A 19,793-nucleotide genomic window follows, 5' to 3' on the forward strand; every position below is an offset into this window, starting at 1 on the left:
ACTGCCGGCAGGATGGCGCCATGGAACGTGTGCTTGGAATCGGTGGGTACTTCCTGCGGGCCGCCGACCCGGCGGCCCTCGGCGCCTGGTACCGCGACTGCCTGGGCCTGGACGCGGACGAGCACGGCATGTGGCGACAGCAGGCGGGCCCGACGGTCTTCGCGACGTTCGAGTCCGGCACCGACTACTTCGGCTCCCGCACCCAGCGGACCATGCTCAACTTCCGCGTCCGCGACCTGGACGCCATGCTCGCCCAACTGCGCGCCAGGGGAGCGGACGTGGAGGAGGGGACGCAGGACATGGAGGGCGTCGGCCGCTTCGGCTGGGTCACCGACCCCGAAGGCAACCGCGTCGAACTGTGGCAGCCCGCCTGACCCGGCGCCCCTCACGCCGTCGGTGACGCGCCGGTGGCCCACCGAGCGGCCGGGGCACGAACCCCGGCCCCGCCCGAGCCGTCACGCCCGAGCGCCTCGCGCGCTCTGCCCGGCACGCCGTCCCTCATCGTCCTGACGGCCCCCACCGGAGGGCCCGCCGCGAACTGCGGCAACCCTCGTGCCGGCAAGGAATGCGCACACCCCCTGTCGCGATCGTGTCGCGGCGGGCCCAGCCACGACCGAGCGCTGTGGCGGCCCACGCCTACGTGCGGACAACGGCTCGGGGCGCCCCGACCCGGAGGCGGCCTCGTCCGCGGGCGACTTCGACGGGAACCGGCCCGCATGGCTGCTCCGGGGCAACGGCCCGCCGGCGTGCCGTCCGTCCGCACGCGAGGAGCAGGAAAGGGGGTGGGGATCCGGAGCCGCTCGGGGCGTACAGGGCGGACCGCCAAGGGCTCCCGTCGGGGCCCGCACGGGCGGCCGGGTCCCCGACGGGACAGGGGTCCGTCCTCGTTCATGGCCGCGCGAGCCGAAGGGGGCATACTATCTGCTGATCGCTTGATCGCCGCGCGAAACACCGTCCCGGGACCCACCGGGGAGCGGCGGTCTTCGAAAGCGCGGGGAGTGGGGGGATTGTCGTGGGGCTGATGGACCGCATCCGCGGTGAGTTCATCGACATCATCGAATGGACCGACGACGGCCGGGACACCATCGTGTGGCGCTTTCCGCGCCACGGCAACGAGATCAAGATGGGCGCCCGGCTCGTGGTGCGCGAGTCGCAGGTGGCCGTCTTCGTCCTGGAGGGTCGGCTGGCCGACGTCTACCAGCCCGGCACGTACACCCTCAGCACCCAGAACATGCCGGTGCTGTCCACGCTGAAGGGCTGGAAGCACGGCTTCGAGTCGCCGTTCAAGGCCGAGGTCTACTTCGTCACCACCCGGCAGTTCACCGACTTCAAGTGGGGCACCCAGAACCCGGTGATCCTGCGGGACGCCGACTTCGGCATGGTCCGGGTCCGTGCCTTCGGCACCTTCGCCGCGAAGGTGGTGGACGCCGCCGCGCTGCTGCGCGAACTGGTCGGCACCGACCCGCAGTTCCGCACCGAGGAGGTCGCCGAGCACCTGCGGCAACTGATCGTCTCCAAGCTGGGCCCCGCGCTCGGCTCGTCCGGCGTGCCGCTGCTGGACCTCGCCACCCGGCAGGACGGCATCGGCCGGCAACTGGCCGAGGCCCTGACCCTGGAGCTGTCCTCCACCGGCATCGCCATCCCCCGGTTCTACATCGAGAACATCAGCGTCCCGCCGGAGATCGAGGCGGCGATCGACACCCGCTCCCGCATGACGATCACCGGCAACCTGGACGACTACGCCAAACTCCAGGCGGCCGACGCGATCCCGATCGCCGCCGCCAACCCCGGCACCGGCGGCGACGCCCTCGGGCTGGGCGTGGGCATGGCACTGGGCCAGCGGATCGTGCAGAACGTCTCCGGTGCGGCGGCCCCCTCGGCCCCGGTGACGCCGGCCCCGGCACAGCCCGCTCCAGCCCCCGCACCCGCCGACGTCCCACCGCCGCTGCCCGCCGCGCCCCGCTGGTTCCTCGCGGTCGGCGGACAGCAGCAGGGCCCGTACGACGAGAGCGCGCTGGCCGGGCAGGTGGCGGCCGGCAACCTGACCCGCACCACGCTGGTCTGGCGCAGCGGGCAGGCCGCCTGGCAGCCCGCGGACCAGGTCCCGGAGCTGGCGGCGCTGCTCGCCGACGTCCCGCCGCCGCTGCCCCCGCAGGGCTGAGATCCGCCACCCGGAACATCCCGGCCACAGCTCACACAGGTCACAAGGAGAACTGAGTTGACGGATCAGGACGTCGCGCCGGCGCCGGATCGGGCGTTCCAGTGCGAGGCGTGCGGCGGGGTCAGCGAGTACGCGCCCGGGACGTACGTGCTGCGCTGCCCGTACTGCAAGCACGAGCAGGACATCACGCCGGTACCGCGGCAGGTGACCGAGCACCCGTTCGAGGAGCTGGCCGACCTGCCCCGCCGGGCAACCACGCCGGGCCGCGTGAAGGTGTACACCTGCCCCGGCTGCCACGCGGTGACCGAGAGCGACACGATCAGCGACAAGTGCCAGTTCTGCGCCACCCCGCTGGTCTCGGACGCCTCCAGCACCGAGCGCGTGGTGCCCGAGGCGGTACTGCCCTTCGGGGTGGGCCGCGAGAAGGCCCGTGACGCGCTGGCCGCGTGGACCGGGTCCCGCTGGTTCGCGCCCAACGAGCTGAAGAGCGTCACCGAGGCCGAGACCTTCCGGGGCAGCTACCTGCCGCACTGGACGTACGACGCGCACACCGCCACCCGGTACACCGGCGAACGCGGCGAGCACTACTGGGTGGTGGAGGAGGACTCCGACGGCAGTACCCGCAGGGTGCGGCACACCCGCTGGCACCGCACCTCCGGGACGGTCGGCCGGTTCTTCGACGACGTGCTGGTGCCCGGCAGCCGCCAGGTGCCGGTGAAGGAACTGGACAAACTGGCCCCCTGGCCGCTCAGGGACACCGTCCCCTACCAGGAGGAGTACCTGGCGGGCTTCCGCACCGTCCGCTACGACGTCGAGCCGGAGGCCGGCCTGGAGTCGGCGAAGGCGCGCATGGCGCCGGTGATCCGCGCCGACTGCAAGCGGGACATCGGCGGCGACGAACAGCGGGTGCACTCGATGTCCACCCACTACAGCGGCGTCACCTACAAGCTGGTGCTGCTGCCCGTGTGGTTCCTGACCTACATCCACGCCGGCAAGGCGTGGCCGGTGATGGTCAACGCCCGGACCGGCGAGGTCATCGGCGAGCGGCCGTACAGCGCGGTGAAGATCACCCTGGCGTCGGTGGGCGGCGCGCTGCTGATCGCCCTGGTGGTGCTGCTCGTGATGATGCTGCGCAACTGACGGCGCCGTCCCCGGCCGTGCTCGGTCCCGGCGGGGACGCCAGCGCTCACATCCGGGCCTGGCAGGCCGTGCCCGGATGTGGGCGGCGCCTGATCCACGGCCCGCCGACGAACCGGCGCACCGGGAGGGAAACGATGGGTGCTCTGACCGACTACTTCCGCGCCGGCGACGCGGCATCGGTCGTACAGGCGCTGCGGCGCACGGGCGGCGGTCCCCTGCTCGGCCTCCGGCAACCGGAATTCGTCGGGTTCGAGGCCAAGCGCCTGGATCCGGCTGTCACCCTGGGAATGCTGATCGCTGCCATCAGGCGGGTTCCCTGGAACGTGGACCTCGTGGACGAGACGACCATCTGGCCGACCACACAGCCTCCCGGCCCGGACGGCCCGGAGGACCACAACGACCCCTGGATGACGGGACCGTGGGTCTCCGAGCTCGGCACCGCGGTACGAGACACCCTGGCGGGAGTGCGTGAAGCGGACGTCGTGCCGGTCGTCGCCAGGTGGGTGCGGGCCGAGGAGCTTCGCCCGGCGCGCGTCGAGGACATGAGACCAGTGGCCGAGGAACTGTTCCACCTCGCCAGGCAGGCCCGCGAAGCCGACGAGCGGCTCTACTGCTGGATCTCCCTGTAGAGAACCGTCGCCCTTCCTCCCGGAGCCGCCTGGGCGGGCTTCCGGGCCGCCTGGGCGAGCATGCTGCTCAGGGCTGCCGGCCACGTTCGCGAGAAACCGGCTCCGGCTCGCTTTCCGTGACGCGTGCGCGGTGGGTGATGTTCGCTGGGAGACCAGTGGGACCGAAGGCGGGTCTCAGGTGCAGACGATGGGGCAGCCGCGTCGGACCGAGGGCTGTGCAGCGCGCGGGAACAGCGCGACATAGAAGGTTGTGTCCAGGTCCTTGGTCCACGATCCTGTGCGAGGAGTGGCCGGTTCCTCTGCTTGGTGCCTGAACCACGTGCTCAGGTCGAGGTTGTCGAACGTCGCCTGGGTTTCGGCTGGCAGATCGATGGCTGCCGCCAGCTTCTCGGCGAGCGTCAGTACCTGGGGAGCGCCGGCCACCATGGACTCGTGGTCGTCGGACTCGATGGGCGACCAGATCTCCTCATCGAGCGAGAAGGGCACGAGCACGGCCCAGCCGCAGAGGATCTCCGATTCCTCTCGTGACGGATGCGTCTGGCACAAGGCGAGGAACCCAGTCATATCGGGGGTCAACTTTTCCTCGAAAGCCTGCCCTGAGCCAGGTTCGAAGTCCGTCTCTGCGGGGACGTCCTCGTAGGGCGGCAGCCCCGCCGCCTGAGTTCAGCGTTGAGCGCTGAAGCAACTTCACCCCATCCGTCCTCCTCGTCACCGAACCATTCCTCCACGCCGACGCTCACCAGAACGTACTACCGCGTGTGGCAGGAAGCTCGGCTGCTTGCACTGCCGCCGTCCGCCGCGGCCTCACCGCTCGCAAGTCGGCCGTACGACCTTTGGCACTCGGCACTGTCGACGTGGCGCAACGCGGGCGTCGACCCCACCGAGGTTGCCGAGCGCGCCGGCAACGGCGTTGAGGTCCTGCTGACCTGCTACGCGAAGTGCCCCGACGGACGGCAGGGCGTCGTCAACCGTCGTCTCGAGGACCTGCTGCGCGAGTACGAGTAGCACTCCTGCCCGCATCCGAGACCCCCGGCGTTCCGGCGGATTCCAGGGGCCTCGTTCCTTCCGCCCGGCACTGTGTGGTGGCCTGCCGGATCGGCAAAGAGGATGAAAGCTCAAGGCGTGACCACGAGTTGCATCGTGGGGTTCAGGCTCCAGGGCGGGGGGTGCCCGGTGTCCTGCCTGCTGCTGTCTGCTCCTTGACACGCATCACCTCTCGCGCGGTTCCCACCAGAAAACCTGCCGCGAGCAGTCCGACCATCACGGAACCCAGCCGAATCCCGTCGGCGTCGGATCCGTCCAGACGGTCGGCGTGGCGGACCTCCTCGGGGGCCGACGGGTTGTAGACGACGGGTACGTGGCCTCCGGGCTTCGCGTCGCTTCCCGAGCCGTCGCCGACGTCGACATCCGCCTGCACCGTGCTGGACGGTGTCGTGAAGCGCACGGTCAGGGAGTTCGCCTGGCCTCCCTCCGACCGGCCGGCAATGGCGACCACGGTCGCTTCGGTCCTGTCCCCGTGCTCCCGGAGGTTCTGCAGCAGATGGTCCTCCTGACCGGCTTTCCATCCCATGAATCCGGCCACGGTGGCGAACAGCAGGAAACCCACAGCAGTCGATCGGGCTTTGGCCCAGCGGGGGTCCAGCAGCGGCGATGGCACACCAGGTCCGGTGACCAGCCCCGTCGCGACGCGGCCCGGTGGAGGAATTCGGCTGGCCCAACGACGAGCCCAGCCCCATCGCCGGAGGAGCAAGCTCGCGACGGCGCCCGCTGCGGACAGTGCCACCGCGCCGCCGAAAACCTGGTTCCAGGTCAACTCGAACGGATCGAATGCGAGCCACACCACGAAGGCCGCGACGCCTGCCAGCGAGGCCCACCCCTTGAGAAAGCGGTACTCCCCCCGGCTGTCGCTTCGCACGGACCTGCGCTCACTCATCTGCGCCTCCTCGCCCCGTTACGAGCTAGGACACACCGGTCGCCGCTGAGGTTGCAGTGGTGGCCGGCTCCGCGGCAGAGGCTCCGAGCCCCTGCTCGGAGGATCTATTCCCCGCGTTCCGCGTAATTCGGGGGTTCTAGAGGATCCGACGGGGTGAAGCAGCAGGCCAGGGCGTTGACGCTGGGGCCACGGGTAGAAAGTGCCTAGAGACGCGATTTTCCTGATTCGCCTGCGCTGGCCTGCGGCTTCGGCCTATTGTCTGGAGCCGTGTACGTGAAGACGACGAAACGGGAGAACAAGTCCGGCACGGTCCGGTACCTGCACCTGGCCCACAACGAGTGGGATCCGGTGAAGGGGCGGGCGGTGCCCAAGGTGCTGTTCACCTTCGGCCGCGAGGACGACCTGGACCGCGACGCGGTCAGGCGCCTGGTCGCGTCTCTATCGAAGCTGCTGGAGCCGGGCGACGCGCTGGCCGCGACCACGGAATCGGACCTGGAGTTCGTCTCCTCGGTGCCGTTCGGCGGTGCCTACGCGCTCGACCAGCTGTGGCGCCGGCTGCGGATCGACCAGATCGTGGCCCGGGTCGGGCAGCCCAAGCGGGGCCGCCGCCGGGACATGACCACCACCGAACGGGTGCTGTTCGCCCTGGTCGCCAACCGCGCGCTGGCCCCGTCCTCGAAGCTCGCAGCGGCGGACTGGATCACGAACGACGTGCACATCAACGGCCTGTCCGAGACCGGCGAACAGACCTGCTACCGGGCGATGGACTGGTTGCACGAGGTGACCGGCGACCTGGAGAAGCAGGTCTTCGACGAGGTCGCGAACCTGCTGAACCTGGAGGTGGACCTGCTGTTCTTCGACACCACCAGCACCTACTTCGAGCTGGAGGAGCCCGACGAGCCCGTCGCCCGGGACGAGACGGGCCGCCGCCTGGACGCCGACGACACCGGCGGCGACGCGAAGCAGGTCGGGTTCCGGACCTACGGCAAGTCGAAGGACTCCCGCGACGACCTGCCGCAGATCGTCATCGGTATGGCCGTCACCAGGGACGGCATCCCGGTCCGCTGCTGGTGCTGGCCGGGCAACGCCTCCGACCAGACCCTGATCCGCCAGGTCAAGGACGAGATGCGGGACTGGACTCTCTCCAAGATCGTGTGGGTGGCCGACCGCGGCTTCTCCTCCGCCGAGAACCGCCGCTACCTACGCAAGGGCGACCACGCCTACATCATCGGCGAGAAGCTCCGCTCCGGAAGCCCCGAGGTGCAGGCCGCCCTCTCCCGGCAGGGCCGCTACCAGGACGTCGGCGAGAACATGCGCGTCAAAGAGGTGCGGATATCCGACACCGACCGGTTCGTGATCTGCCACAACCCCGAAGCGGCCGAACGCGACCGGCACATGCGCGAACAACTCGTCGCCCAGCTGACCGACTTGATCGTCGACACCGACAAGCTCAGCGACTTCAAGCGGGGCGAACTACGCGGGCGGATCGCCGACAAGCCCGGCCTGAACCGCTACCTGCGCGCCACCGCGGCCGGCAAGCTCCGCATCGACCAGGCGAAGATCAAGGCGGAGGAGAACCTCGACGGGAAGTACCTCCTGCGCTGCAGCGACCCCCAACTGAGCGCCGAGGACATCGCCCTGGGCTACAAGCAACTGCTCGAAGTCGAGCGCGGCTGGCGCGACATGAAGCAGATCATCGACCTGCGGCCCGTCTACCACCGGCTCGAAGAACGCATCAGAGCCCACGTCATCCTGTGCTGGCTCGCCCTCCTGCTGATCCGGATCACCGAGACCACCACCGGCAACACCTGGCCCCACATCCGACGCGAGCTCGACCGGCTCCATCTCGGCACGTTCACCGGCCCCACCGGAACGTTCCAGCAGGTCACCGTCCTAACGAAGCCCCAGCGAGACCTGCTCGCGAAGCTGGGGATCCCCGCCCCGAAGCAGGTCCTCGCGCTCCAGCCCGCAACCCGCTGACCAGCCGAAACGCGACCGCCTAGAGAAACGCCCTCCAGGGGGCCACAGGCATGTCCGCCCAGGTCAGACCCCGTATTCGATCCTCCAGGCCGCTGAATTACGCGGAACGTGGGTATTCGATTCCGGGCTTGGCCTGCAGCAATAGAACAAGATCCCGTCCACGCCTCGTCAACAGACCTCGACATAGAGCCGCTCCGGGCGGCGCACGCCTGCACCTACGCGAAGACCCCGGCCTCAGCGTTTCCGCTGGTGACGGGGTCTTTGGGCACCTCATGCTGGGTGCCCCCGGCAGGATGAACCTGCGCACACGACTCCGGAGGCCCTTTCGGTCCTACGAAGCGAAGCTGGTCAGGGTCACGTCTGCGACCCGCCAAGCAGGGTCCGTCCACGAATGGTCCACGACGTCTCGCAGGAGTGCTTGCTCACCACGATCTCATGGGCTGAGCGGGTCCGCGGAGCTCCGAGGTGACGACGGCGTCGGTGACCACTCACGAGCGGTGTAATACCAATAGTTCCTTGGCTGCTCGGCACCCTGTGGCCGCGCGTGGGCACACGGGTGCCATCCATGTTGACCACGGTTTCCTCGTGGAGCCGCTTTCGATGCTCGAGGGCGAGCATTGATCTCAGGTGATCAACGATCCGGTCCGCGGACGCCTTGGAGACTTCCAACTACACGACAAGCTGCCGCTCCGTCGATTGCGTACCCGCTTACCTCGCAGGACACGGCCCTCAAGCGACAGGCTCCGCGGGCGACCGTGGTGCGGATCGGTGACCCACTCGCACCGCATCGTGCTGTGTAGGCCGCTGGCTCGACTTACTGGCGACTGAACCCCGCGGGCCGGAAGGTTCGCGTGTGGGCAGGTGCCGTGGTCCTGAGCGGCGGCTACAGCGCCTTGAGGTCCTCGGAGAGCGCCGAAGCTTGATCAAAAATGTCTGAAAGCGTTCCCTGACCGGCCCTCAGCTGCTTGACTGTCTCTCCAACTAGCCGTCATGTCACAGCATGGGGACGGGTGTTCAGCCAGAGATGGGGTCACCCGGGGGATGAGTACGAAGGGGTGGCCGTGGCACGCCTGGTTGCGCTGCGTGATGTCTGTGTTCCTCGGGAGGATGTGCTCGCGGGGCGACTGACCGACAAGCATTTCGCGGCCCAGCTCGACAAGATCGTCCGTGATCCTGAGCATTATGCCGTTTACGGTGATGCGGACAAGTTCTTCGAGCTGACCTACCCAACCTCCGGGATCCAGTCGATGCTGTCCAGGACGTTTGGGCGCCTTACGCAGGCGCCAGGTGATGAAGGCAAGCACGCCATCCTGCGGGCCTCAACGTCCTTCGGAGGGGGGAAGACGCACTCCCTAATCGCCGTTTACCACGTAGCCAAGGGTGCTCGCCCTGGCAACCTCTCCGAGTTCGTCGACCCTGCTCTACTGCCTGACGGCTCGGTGCAGATTACGGCTGTCGTCGGCGACGTCCTAGACCCGGTAAATGGCCTCGAGACAAATGGCCGCAGCTCGCTGACGCTGTGGGGCGAGCTGGCCGCACAACTCGGCGATTCTGCGTGGCAGGCACTTAAGGAATCCGACAACACTCGTACGGCGCCGGGCACTGAGACTCTCCGCAAGGCCATCGGTGGTCAGCCAACTATCGTCATCATTGACGAGGTGGCACACCATCTACGGCAACTCAACGCTTCGGGGGACGAGACAGTCCGTCGCTCGGCTGGCCAGGTGCCCGTATTCCTGAAGAACCTCTTCGAGGTCGCCGCGGCCGAACCGAACATCGTGGTGATCGTCACCCTCGCCTCAGCCTCTGACGCCTACGGCCAGGAGACTGATGAGTTGGCTCAGCTTCTCGACGAAGCGACCGGCTCCGCCTCACGGACCCTGTCTGAGGCTCATTCTGTCCTTGCCCGGTCTGGCAAGGTCATCAAGCCAGCAACAGATGCCGAGATCGCGGAGATCCTCAAGCGTCGTCTCTTCCAGAGTATCGACCCCAAGGCAGCGGCGGCAGCAGGGAATGCATTCCGTGACCTTTACGAGCGCCTGAGCAGCCATCAGAACCTCACTGGCGGCGCAGAAAATCCAGTCTCCTACGGCGAGAAGGTCGAGCGCTGCTACCCGTTTCATCCTGAGCTGATCCGTGTGCTTGATCAGCGGTTGGGCGACATTCCCAATTTCCACCGTGCTCGTGGCGCTCTCAAGCTTCTTGGCGAGGTTGTTGCTGACATATACGAGGCCGAAGATGACACGCAAGTCATCAATGTCGCTGATATCGACTTTGGGCGACCGGAGATCCTTAACCACCTCACCGTTGGTATTGACCGCGATGCCTTCGAGGGAGTGGCGAAGTCGGACTTGGCTGGCCTCAGTTCACACGCAGCTGTTGTCGACGCGAGCCGGTTTGCGGGCCGTACCCCGTATGCCACGCGCGCGTGCCGCGTGGTGTTCGTGCATTCCCTGGAGCTGAAGACCGGCGTGGGCGCTGCCCGCTCCGAGTACTTGCTCGGCGCCCTGCGCCCTGGCGAAGAACCCGAACTGCTGGACGAAGCCCTGAGCGAAGCGGAGCAGGTGTGTTGGCACCTGACCTTCGATGGCACGCGATGGCGATTCCTGACAGAGCCGAACGTCAACAAGATCGTGGAGGACGAGAAGCACAACGTCGCCAACACCACACTCCGGGTCGAGGTGGAAGACCTTGTCCGTCGTTCCTTCGCTTCTGAGGGTGGGACTGTGGCGGTGCTGTTCCCGGAAAGCGCAGGTGCCATCGACGATGAGGCCAGGCTGCAGATTGCGGTACTCCACCACGACCAGATTGTGGTCCGCGCTGGGGAAGCTGATCAGCCGCCGGCAGCCTTGGTCGACATGCGGGACTACTCGGGCGCAATTGGCACCTTGCGGGTTCACCGCAATGGCGTCGTCTTTGTCATCGCCGATTCAGACCAGGTGGAGGTACTTCGCGACCGAGTCGCCACCTCGATCGCGGTTGAACGCATCTACGGCGACCCGGCTCGCATGGCTACATATTCGGACCAGGTCCGCGACCGCATCGCAAAGCTGCGCGACCGTAGCGGTCTCGAAGCCCGCGTTGCCGTCACGCGCTGCTACAAGCACGTCTACTTCCCGGTAAAGGACCAGCACAGCGCCCATCTCCGCCACCGAGACCTTCCGCCGGAGCAGCAAGGCAACGCAAAGTCTGCCGTGAGTCTGGTACTACAGCTTCTGAAGGACGAGGGCAAGATCCGCCGGGAACCCATCCCGTACGCCTGGCTCAAGGCACGTGCCTGGGAACGGCCGGAGCGTACTTCGACCAAAGCAGTTTCCGATTGGTTCTGGCGCGACCACAACGCCCCGATCGTCCTTGACAGAACGCTCATCTCGGACGCGATCAGGGCGGGCATACGCAATGACGGCTGGGTGTACTACGACACCCGAGCTCAGCGGGCCTGGACAGCTCATGGGGCGACCCCCAATGTAGAACTCTCCCCTGCCTGTGAACTGCTCACCCTGGCGGAAGCCACACAGCGCGGCTTGCTCGCGCGTCAGCCGACGCAGACCGACCTGGCCGCCGTGTCGGCCCGCACAGTCACGGGCTCAGAGCTGCGGGCTGCACTTGAGGAGCAGTGCGGCGGCGAACCGACCAAGGCGGTCGTGGCCGAGCTCCTTGCCGAGGCAGTGCGTCAGGAGCGGCTGGCGGTTGTGGACCAGGCTCCGGCCGCGGGAGTCAGGGCCCTCGGGGTCAAGGAAATCAAGGAACGAAGCCTCGACAGCTTCACGATCCTGCCCAGGCCCGAAGCGCAGCGAATTGGGATCGAGTTCGGAACCGTGCGGAAGCGGACGAAGTTGGACCGTGACTCCGGACCGCCCGGGGTTGTTCTGCAGCGCATGATCGATCGGCTTGCGGATGCTGGGACCGGCCTTCGGTCTCTCTCACTCATCGTCACGGCCGACGAGTCCCGAAAACTCCAAGATGTTGAGCTGATCACTCTCGGACTCGGACAGCTGCCTCGACATGACATACGCGTGCAAGCACAGTTCGATGCCGAGTTCCCCGGGCTGGACGGTGGCCTATCCATCGAAATAGCCGGCGGCAAAAGAGAATTCCAGGCACTCAACGGGAAACTCGCGGCTGTCCTTCGATATGCGTCAGCTGCTTCTGGGCACCTGAGAGTTGAGGTTGCCTTCGATAAGGCAACACCCCACGACGATCCCGCTCTCCAGCAGGTCGTAACGGTCATTCGCAAGCTCGGCCCAGCTGAGCTCACCGTCGAGGGAGTGTTCGCCCAGTGAGTTCCGTTGCACGTCTGGTTCAGCCCGCTCTCACTCACGACATTCGTGCCTTCCGGCTCACTGTCCGTCCAGCTCAGGGAGGCAGCGGAGACAGATTCGGCGTGAGCTTGGAGGAGACCTACGCCGGCCGCTTGGCGACCACGGTGGCGGAGGCCGATGCCGGGCACGTCCAGCGCGCTCTAGATGCTGTCATCTCCGCGGTTCGAGCATCCGGCCACCGCCCGAGTGCCCTCGCTCCGCACCGCCCAAATCCCATAGCGCTCAGTGAGACAGCTGGCGTCCGCCTCGCTCTGACTCTGCTCACTATCGCGCCGCTCTCCCGGCCTGACCGGATTCAGGCTGTCACCTCCGGTATAGCGGCAATGTCCGTTGAGGAGACGTACTACTGGTATGCACTCTCAACCGGGCCTTCATCCCAACGCGCCCGCAGGGCGCTCCGCGTCTATCTCTCGGGGACCTGAATCTGCATGGCCAGCCAGGACTTGATCTCGCCGCAGCGGCTGCTCATCGAGGAGTGGCTACCGGTACGTGAACTGGGTATTGAATCGCGCCGCGAGCGTGCGGTCGTTACCACATTGCCTCCACTGAATTGGCTCCATGTGTGGTGGGCGCGACGGCCACTTGTTGCCTCTGCTGGTGTTGTTCTCTCTGGATTGCTGCCTGCCTGGTCGCAGCAACTCGCTGCAGAGTTCCCGGAGGCTTCACAACTCTCGAGTGCTGACGAATACCGGAAGTGGCTCCTTCGCCTGTGCGGAGTATGGGGGGATCCGATCACTGCTCGGGCCGCCATCGATCGTGCCAAGTCTGAAGGCATCAAGTTGGACGGCAATGGCTATGGATACAAGCAGGCCTACCGCAACCATCCAGACCATGGCAACATCAATCTGCTGCATCGCGTCCTCAAACGGACATGGGGCGAGGTTCCATCCGTCGTCGACCCAACAGCCGGCGGGGGATCCATCCCCTTCGTCGCATCTCGACTCGGTCTACCCACGTTCGCTAATGACCTAAATGGTGTCGCAGCTTCGGTAATTCGAGCTGGGGTGAAGATCACTGCAGAGCAAGGGATTGACCTTGTCCCCCACCTCGAGCGATGGGGCAAGCTCCTTGCCGAACGGGTTCGTGACCGACTCAAGCCTTTCTTCCCGCTTGAGAACGACGAGAACGTCATCGCCTACATCTGGGCTCACACTGTTGCGTGCCCCAGGACCGGGCGAACTGTGCCACTGATCACTGACCGATGGTTGCGTAAGGACAAGAAAGTTGCCGTTCGCCTGGTCACCAGGGCCGATGGAGTCGAGCTTCGTGAGCCGCGATTCGAAGTAGTGCGCGGAGAAGGAATTGACTTCGACCCCTCTAAGGGGGTTTTGTCCCGCGGCTCAGCTGTGAGTCCATACGACGACCTCGTAATCAGCGGTGATTACATCAAGACTGAGGCGCAGGCGGGGCGGATGGGACAGGTGCTCTACGCTGTCGCGATTCGCAACTCGGATGGGAGTCGCGACTTCCGCGCACCCACTGAGGATGACCTGGCAGCAGTGAGAGCAGCAGAGAAGGAGCTTGACCGACTTCGTCCAACATGGGAATCCCGAGATCTTCTACCCAGTGAAGAGATTGACCCGGTTAGTAATTACGAGAGAGGTCATCGACTATATGGGATTGCTAACTGGTGTGACATGTTCTCGCCGCGCCAACTCCTCACGCATGCCACTTTTGCTGACGAGCTTCTTCAGCTGTCAGAATTGATCAGAGGTGAACTCGAGCAAGAAACCGCTGACGCCGTTCTCATTGAACTCGCTCTCGCTCAGGGGAAAGCTCTCAATTGGAACGCCCGCGCCTCCTCCTGGGATGTATCGCGCCAGAAGATGCGCAGCCTATTCGATAAACATAACTTCGCATTTAAGTGGACCTTTGCGGAGTTCGAAGGGGCGGAGGCGCTCTACGGTTGGTGTATCGAGCGTGTGATCGCGGCGTACAAAGACATCGCCGACACATTCCATAAGACGGGTCTCGTCGTTGAGGCAGCGCACGAGCAAGCAGTGCTCCGCTCCGTTACAGTCACCCAAGGTAACGGAGCGGACCTCAAGCATTTGTCCGACGCGTCGATCGCGCATGTCTGCATGGACCCTCCGTACTATGACAATGTCATGTACGCAGAGTTGGCGGACTTTTTCTACGTCTGGGAAAAGCGCACGCTCGGCCACCTACTGCCAGAGTATTTCACGGGAGAAGTGACCGACAAAGAGAATGAGGCCGTCGCCAACCCTGCCCGGTTCGCGGCATTCGGACGGAAGAAGAAGGAGCTAGCCGACGCCGACTACGAGGCAAAGATGACAGCCATCTTCGCCGAATGCCACCGTGTCCTCCGCGACGATGGTGTCCTTACTGTCATGTTTACCCATAAACGCGCCGAGGCGTGGGATACCCTGGGAACGGCACTCTTGGAGGCCGGGTTCACAATCGAGACGTCATGGCCGGTTAATACCGAGTCAGAGCATTCCCTTCATCAAGCCAGGCTGAATTCCGCCGCCTCCACAATCATGCTCGTGTGTCGCAAGCGTATGACGAAGCCGGTAGAACAGATTTTCTTTGAAGATATTGAATCCGATGTGCGCCAAGCTTCGAGGGAGGCGCTCGTCCGCTTCGAACGCTCCGGCCTCTCTGGTGTGGACCTGCTGCTGTCCACGTATGGTCCGGCGATGTCTGTGATCTCTGGGCACTGGCCCGTGTACTCATCCCGGGCCAGTGAGGACGGCACGATGCAGCTCCTCCGCCCGGAGGAGGCCCTTGATGCGGCCCGGAGCGAAGTGGCCCGCCTGCAGCTCAATCGGATCGTGGGACACTCAGCACAGTTCGAGCCGTTCACAGATTTCACGCTGCTGGCCTGGCACACGTTCAAAGCTGCCGAATTCGGGTTCGACGACGCTCGCCGCCTAGCGCTCAACACTGGGGGACTCGACGTCGACGACCTCGTGCGCGCCAAAATTGTGGAGAAGAAAGCGGGTACCGTACGGCTACGGGAACCGCAGGAGCGCGTGGTCCGCGGTTCTTCTGCCAGCATGGCAGGAGTAAACCCTGTCGCTGAGCACTTCGATCATCCCATCGATGCGGTACACACCGTCTGTTACATAGCTGACATGGATGGCCTTACCAGCGCCAAGGCATTCCTCGACCGGACCAGTTTGACCAAGGACCGCGGCTTTCGCGACTGCCTTCAGGGCCTGATCAATGCCGTGCCTCGGGTCAAGGCACAGGGGGAGTGGGTTGTCCCTCTGGCGGGGATCTTGGACCGTTTGGTCACCGCTTACCTGCCCGACGTTGTGCTGCCGGCAGTAGCAGCTGAGCCGAAGACGTACGTACAAGGTGTCCTGTCAGAGGCCGGGTGATGAGGAGCGGCATGCCCCCGGAACAGACCACCGCCGAGGCGATGGGCGTCTCGTTTCTCGACCTCAGACTTCGCACGCTGTACAGCGCAGAGGATGATTCCCTCCAGGAGTTCTACATCCCACTGCTGTCACGCGCCGTCGCATACGACCGGCTCGTCGGGTACTACTCAAGCCGTGAGCTGGCGCTGGCGGCGAGGGGAGTAGCTCCGTTCGTGGCCCGACACGGGCGCATGCGTCTGATCGTCGGGGCACAGCTGACGGCTGCGGACGTCCATGCGATGACTCGGGGTCAGGCTCTGGAAGAGACGGTTGCTGCCCGAATGCTGGCCGACCCGCTGAGGGAGGGCGTCGACATCGTTGAGCGGGAATACCTCCGACTACTCGCCTGGCTCGTCAAGCAAGGGCAGCTGGAACTTAAGGTCGGTGTGCCCCTGGATGAACATGGCAGTCCTCTGCCCGCGACGGCGACTCGGCGATACTTCCACTCCAAATATGGCGTCCTCACTGACGCCATGGGTGAACAAGTGGCGTTCTTGGGTTCTAACAATGAGACTGCTGCCGGGTGGCGGGAGAATCACGAAACATTCAGCTCCTTTCGCTCATCTCACTCAGAAATTTGGGAGTATTACGGCCGTCCCATCGTTGAGCGTTTCGCCGCCCATTGGCTCGACCGCGCCGATGCGGGCTGGACTGTAGTGCCCCTGCCGCAAGCCGTACGTGATGACCTGATTCGGTTGGTGCCTGGAGGGTGGCAGCCGCCCACGGAGGACCCAGTTACCCTGCAGGAGCGAGGCGTCCTGACTCTTCCGAATCAGCGACCTGTTTCTGACCCTCCCCAGCCAGACGGCGAGCCTGACCTCTTCGCAGCGAGGGAGGAACTGGCTGCACTTGCAGCGGCTCCGTCAGTGCAAGGGGGCACGGGTGTTGGACTACTGACGGCAGGCGTCGAACCGCTGCCGCACCAATTCCAGATCGCCCACCGAGCCGTCGTCAGCTACCCCCGTGGCTATCTACTTGCGGACGAGGTGGGTCTGGGCAAGACAATCGAGGCTGGCTTAATCCTGCGAGAACTGTTGCTCTCGCAGAGGGCCGCAACTGCCCTCCTCCTGGTGCCTGCATCTGTGCTCCGCCAATGGCAAGAGGAACTGCATGAGAAGCTCGCCCTCGACATCCCTCGATTCGATCAGGGGCGCTTCTGGAACCGGAACGGCCAGCCCATCCACCACCAGACCGGGACCAGCCCGTGGTCGGCGTTCCCTGTCGTCCTCGCCTCAAGCCACCTTGCCCGGCGCAGAGACCGTCGCCGCGAGCTCTTCGACGCGGGCCCTTGGGACATCGTGCTTGTCGACGAAGCCCACCATGCACGCCGAAGTGGATCCCGGTCCGACGCGACGCCCAACGCCCTGCTGTCCCTACTGCAGGAGATGAAGGCACGGAACTTGTGGAAAGCGTTGTACCTCGCGTCGGCCACTCCCATGCAGATGTACCCACACGAGGCATGGGATCTCATCGAGCTCTTCGGCCTGCCCGGGGCCTGGGGTAACAGCGCGGCGGAGTTCCAGCGGTACTACACGAATCTTCAGCAGGACCCTGGGAAGAGGGACTGGATCTTCCTTCATCGGTTGCTCACCGACTACTTCAGCGACGAAGACCCTGCGACGTGGAGGGATACTCGGCTGGAGGAGCACATCAGAAGTGAGCTGGGCCACGCCAGAGCCGGCAGCATCACCAAGATGCATAAGCGACCCCTTACTCGGAGTGCCCCGCGCTCCTGGACGCCTCGTCAGACAGAAGCGGCAAGTGACTGGCTGAGAGCCCATACTCCGATGCGGGACCGCGTCTTTCGCACTACCAGGCAGACGCTCCATCGCTACCAGGAAATGGGCATCCTTGGTCCCCACGTAGTGATTCCACGACGACGGGTCCACGATGAGTTCATTCGCATGACGAGGGCCGAAAAGGAGCTGTACGAGCGGATCGACGACTACATTCGTCGCCACTACAACGCCTACCTCGCTGATTCTTCCCAGCAGGCGCTTGGTTTCATCATGACGGTATACAGACGGCGCCTCACCAGTTCCTTCCACGCTATCCGCGCCTCCCTGGAGCGTAGGCTCACTGGGCTGAGCGAGGGCGCCACTCTCCAAACGCTCCTCGACGAAGACGACCGCCTCGCCACGGAAGACGATGCGCTGTTCGAAATTGCGAATTTGGACGTGCGCAGCGAGCTACTGGGGGCTGAGCTGGCAGAGCTGCGGCGCTTCATCGACGACCTGGACCACCGGCGCGGCGAGGACTCGAAGCTCAAACAGCTCATTCGAGATCTTGACGACACCTGGAGCTCCTACGACTCCGCGGTGATTTTCACTCAATACACCGATACCATGGACTTCCTCAGGGATCAGCTCGTTAGTGCGTATGAACGGATCGCTACGTATTCGGGACGTGGAGGCGAAGTCTACGACCCCGAAAGCGGCACCTGGCGAGCGATCTCGAAGGCCGAATTGAAAACCCGGTTCCGAGAGAAGGAGATCCGTGTCCTGATCGGCACCGACTCCATGAGCGAGGGACTGAACCTACAGACCTGCGGTCGGCTGATCAACTACGACGTTCCATGGAACTTCATGCGGGTTGAGCAGCGGATTGGCCGTGTGGACCGCATCAATGCTTCCTACTCGACCGTGAGTATCAGTAACTACTTCTACGCCGATACCGTTGAGCAAAGCATTTACGAGGGTATCCGGGGAGATTTTGGCGACTTTATTCACATAGTTGGCGACGCTCAACCTGTGCTGGCTGCCACCGAGGCCGCCATCAGAAGCGCTGCAATGACTGAAGACTCACAACAGCAAGCGGAGATCCAGCGTCAGGTTAATGCACTCCAGGACCAAGTGACCACGGCTACTTCCGCGGCGGTCAGGCTCTCTGATCTTGAAAACGATGATCCGGAAGCGCCCCCGCAACTGGAACCGGCTGCCACACTGGAGTCACTAAAATCGACGCTTACTAGTAATCCCCTGACTAGCCCGTTGCTGGAACCGGCTGACCACCGCTCTGGCATCTACACATTAGCTCTCAATTGTCCAGTTCAACCTATGAGTTTCCCAGGTGAGGCCGCCGCGGCCAGCTCACCTTCTGCTCGACTTGAGGTCAGTTTTGACCGCTCCGTCGTGGAGGCGGCGGACAGAGATATCGCACTGCTCACCTTCGGAGCTCCTGCGCTCAACGCCCTGTTCTCCTCACTTTTGGAGGCACCTCTGGCTGTGCCAGGGGTGCCAGAGCAATGACATAGTGGCGGGTAACGACCTGTTGACATCTGTACGCGGGCGCAGCCGCCGAGCACATACAAGTCACCACTTCTGCCGTGGTTGCCTGAATTTTTGCCAAGGCCCCAGGCGCGTGCCGCGGAGCTGCTCCGCCGGCAGGCAGGTGGCTGGCGCCAGCCTCTTCTACTCGATGGGTGCGGCGGCGCCTCGCGCCAAGTATTTATTGACTACGTCCCAGGTCCGCATTTCCTTCGGAAGAAGTTCGTAGTAACCGATCATCGGGTTGCATCGAGCGCAAAGGAGCCCCCTGATGCATTTCTGGCAACCTCGCCCGGGCTCTGGACAACACGTATGATCATGATCGATCGCCAGTCGCTTGTTTCGTTCACTACTCCCCTCCCGGTAGCCACAAATGCCGCATTTGTTTCTATGCTTCAAGCGGAAGATTACGAGTTCATCAATGTCGGAGAAGCCGAAGCTTCTTGCGGTAACTTGGTCTTGCGTGCATACCTTGCACGCCATGGATATGCGCGGCCCCTTACGGTAGAACTCGGTTAAAGGAAGGAGGTCCGAGCAACTGCGACACGTATGCACCCCAGCCTGAACGATGGCAGCATACTCAACCTTGGTCAACTGCGAGCGCGCCAAGGGTTTGAGTGGGCGACCTTCCAACTGTTGGACTCGATGTGCCCGGCAGAGTCCCTTCGCATGGTGTGGTTTACCGCACCCTTCGAAGGAGCAAATTTTTCCGCCTGCTCGATGAACTCTCGCCTTTTTCATTTAGTAGTGTGCTGCACAGAGGCCGTAGCCGGCCTTCGCGTGCTGCGGTCTCTCGCAATCTTCAATGGAGCATTTCTGCTCATGGCTTCCCACTTTGCCCCCGTTTTTCGCAATATCTGGCAAGCAGACCGAATCAACGCCTGAAGTGTGACGTCGACTCAGATTCTGAGTTGGCGTAGCGGCTTGAGTTTCAATGACCGAGTCAAGGCTGGGGCCGCCCTCCACCAGTGAGGGA

Annotated in this window: 12 protein-coding genes and 1 pseudogene; 10 read left to right on the forward strand and 3 right to left on the reverse strand. The window is 64.4% G+C overall.

Annotation, left to right across the window (positions count from 1 at the left end):
• Positions 1–20 precede the first annotated feature (20 nt).
• The 4 genes from MXD57_RS08710 to MXD57_RS08725 all read left to right on the forward strand — a co-directional run bounded on the left by MXD57_RS08710 (position 21) and on the right by MXD57_RS08725 (position 3,930).
• On the forward strand, positions 21–374 hold the full coding sequence (locus MXD57_RS08710) for a VOC family protein (protein ID WP_250400748.1): 354 nt from the start codon (positions 21–23) through the stop codon (positions 372–374).
• A 647-nt stretch (positions 375–1,021) separates the two neighbouring features.
• A complete protein-coding gene (locus MXD57_RS08715) occupies positions 1,022–2,161 on the forward strand; it encodes an SPFH domain-containing protein (RefSeq protein WP_250400749.1) in 1,140 nt (379 codons plus the stop codon).
• Positions 2,162–2,218: 57 nt separating this feature from the next.
• Positions 2,219–3,301, forward strand: a complete 1,083-nt coding sequence (locus tag MXD57_RS08720; RefSeq protein ID WP_250400750.1) for a hypothetical protein — start codon at positions 2,219–2,221, stop codon at positions 3,299–3,301.
• A gap of 134 nt (positions 3,302–3,435) precedes the next feature.
• Complete coding sequence (locus MXD57_RS08725) at positions 3,436–3,930, forward strand: hypothetical protein (RefSeq protein ID WP_250400751.1); 495 nt, start codon at positions 3,436–3,438, stop codon at positions 3,928–3,930.
• A 174-nt stretch (positions 3,931–4,104) separates the two neighbouring features.
• Here MXD57_RS08725 and MXD57_RS08730 read toward each other — a convergent pair whose 3' ends face one another.
• Positions 4,105–4,494 carry a hypothetical protein gene (locus tag MXD57_RS08730; RefSeq protein WP_308290668.1) on the reverse strand — a complete coding sequence of 130 codons (390 nt, stop codon included), beginning with the start codon at positions 4,492–4,494 and terminating at the stop codon, positions 4,105–4,107.
• Positions 4,495–4,674: 180 nt separating this feature from the next.
• Between MXD57_RS08730 and MXD57_RS08735 the strand changes: the two are divergent.
• Positions 4,675–4,935 (forward strand): annotated as a pseudogene (locus tag MXD57_RS08735) (tyrosine-type recombinase/integrase); the annotation flags it as partial.
• Positions 4,936–5,077: 142 nt separating this feature from the next.
• Here the strand turns inward: MXD57_RS08735 and MXD57_RS08740 are convergent.
• The gene (locus tag MXD57_RS08740) at positions 5,078–5,863 is read right to left on the reverse strand and encodes a DUF3592 domain-containing protein (RefSeq protein WP_250400752.1); all 786 of its coding nucleotides are present in this window, start codon (positions 5,861–5,863) and stop codon (positions 5,078–5,080) included.
• Between the two features lie 267 nt (positions 5,864–6,130).
• Between MXD57_RS08740 and MXD57_RS08745 the strand changes: the two genes are divergently transcribed.
• The 5 genes from MXD57_RS08745 (at position 6,131) to MXD57_RS08765 (ending at position 18,799) form a co-directional block, all read left to right on the forward strand.
• Positions 6,131–7,843: an IS1634 family transposase gene (locus tag MXD57_RS08745; RefSeq protein ID WP_441350702.1), complete on the forward strand. Its 1,713-nt coding sequence runs from the start codon at positions 6,131–6,133 to the stop codon at positions 7,841–7,843.
• A gap of 1,061 nt (positions 7,844–8,904) precedes the next feature.
• Entirely contained in the window at positions 8,905–12,126 is a 3,222-nt protein-coding gene (locus tag MXD57_RS08755; RefSeq protein WP_250400754.1) for an ATP-binding protein, read from the forward strand.
• A gap of 143 nt (positions 12,127–12,269) precedes the next feature.
• On the forward strand, positions 12,270–12,587 hold the full coding sequence (locus tag MXD57_RS32160; RefSeq protein ID WP_441350703.1) for a DUF7680 family protein: 318 nt from the start codon (positions 12,270–12,272) through the stop codon (positions 12,585–12,587).
• Positions 12,588–12,593: 6 nt separating this feature from the next.
• Positions 12,594–15,512, forward strand: a complete 2,919-nt coding sequence (locus MXD57_RS08760; protein WP_250400755.1) for a DUF1156 domain-containing protein — start codon at positions 12,594–12,596, stop codon at positions 15,510–15,512.
• Between the two features lie 11 nt (positions 15,513–15,523).
• Entirely contained in the window at positions 15,524–18,799 is a 3,276-nt protein-coding gene (locus MXD57_RS08765; protein WP_250400756.1) for an SNF2-related protein, read from the forward strand.
• A gap of 162 nt (positions 18,800–18,961) precedes the next feature.
• Here the strand turns inward: MXD57_RS08765 and MXD57_RS31980 are convergent, their stop codons facing one another.
• Positions 18,962–19,558: an endonuclease domain-containing protein gene (locus tag MXD57_RS31980; RefSeq protein WP_374114672.1), complete on the reverse strand. Its 597-nt coding sequence runs from the start codon at positions 19,556–19,558 to the stop codon at positions 18,962–18,964.
• Positions 19,559–19,793: the final 235 nt, after the last annotated feature.

Origin of the sequence: Streptomyces cellostaticus (assembly GCF_023630175.1) — a bacterium.
GTDB lineage: Bacteria > Actinomycetota > Actinomycetes > Streptomycetales > Streptomycetaceae > Streptomyces > Streptomyces cellostaticus_A.

What these genes read in the sequence shown, in the direction of transcription:
- MXD57_RS08710 (WP_250400748.1), top strand. Translation starts at nt 21, where the DNA reads ATGGAACGTGTGCTTGGAATCGGTGGGTACTTCCTGCGGGCCGCCGAC.
- MXD57_RS08715 (WP_250400749.1), top strand. Translation starts at nt 1,022, where the DNA reads ATGGACCGCATCCGCGGTGAGTTCATCGACATCATCGAATGGACCGAC.
- MXD57_RS08725 (WP_250400751.1), top strand. Translation starts at nt 3,436, where the DNA reads ATGGGTGCTCTGACCGACTACTTCCGCGCCGGCGACGCGGCATCGGTC.
- MXD57_RS08730 (WP_308290668.1), bottom strand. Translation starts at nt 4,494, where the DNA reads ATGACTGGGTTCCTCGCCTTGTGCCAGACGCATCCGTCACGAGAGGAA.
- MXD57_RS08740 (WP_250400752.1), bottom strand. Translation starts at nt 5,863, where the DNA reads ATGAGTGAGCGCAGGTCCGTGCGAAGCGACAGCCGGGGGGAGTACCGC.
- MXD57_RS08760 (WP_250400755.1), top strand. Translation starts at nt 12,594, where the DNA reads ATGGCCAGCCAGGACTTGATCTCGCCGCAGCGGCTGCTCATCGAGGAG.
- MXD57_RS08765 (WP_250400756.1), top strand. Translation starts at nt 15,524, where the DNA reads ATGCCCCCGGAACAGACCACCGCCGAGGCGATGGGCGTCTCGTTTCTC.
- MXD57_RS31980 (WP_374114672.1), bottom strand. Translation starts at nt 19,558, where the DNA reads ATGAAAAAGGCGAGAGTTCATCGAGCAGGCGGAAAAATTTGCTCCTTC.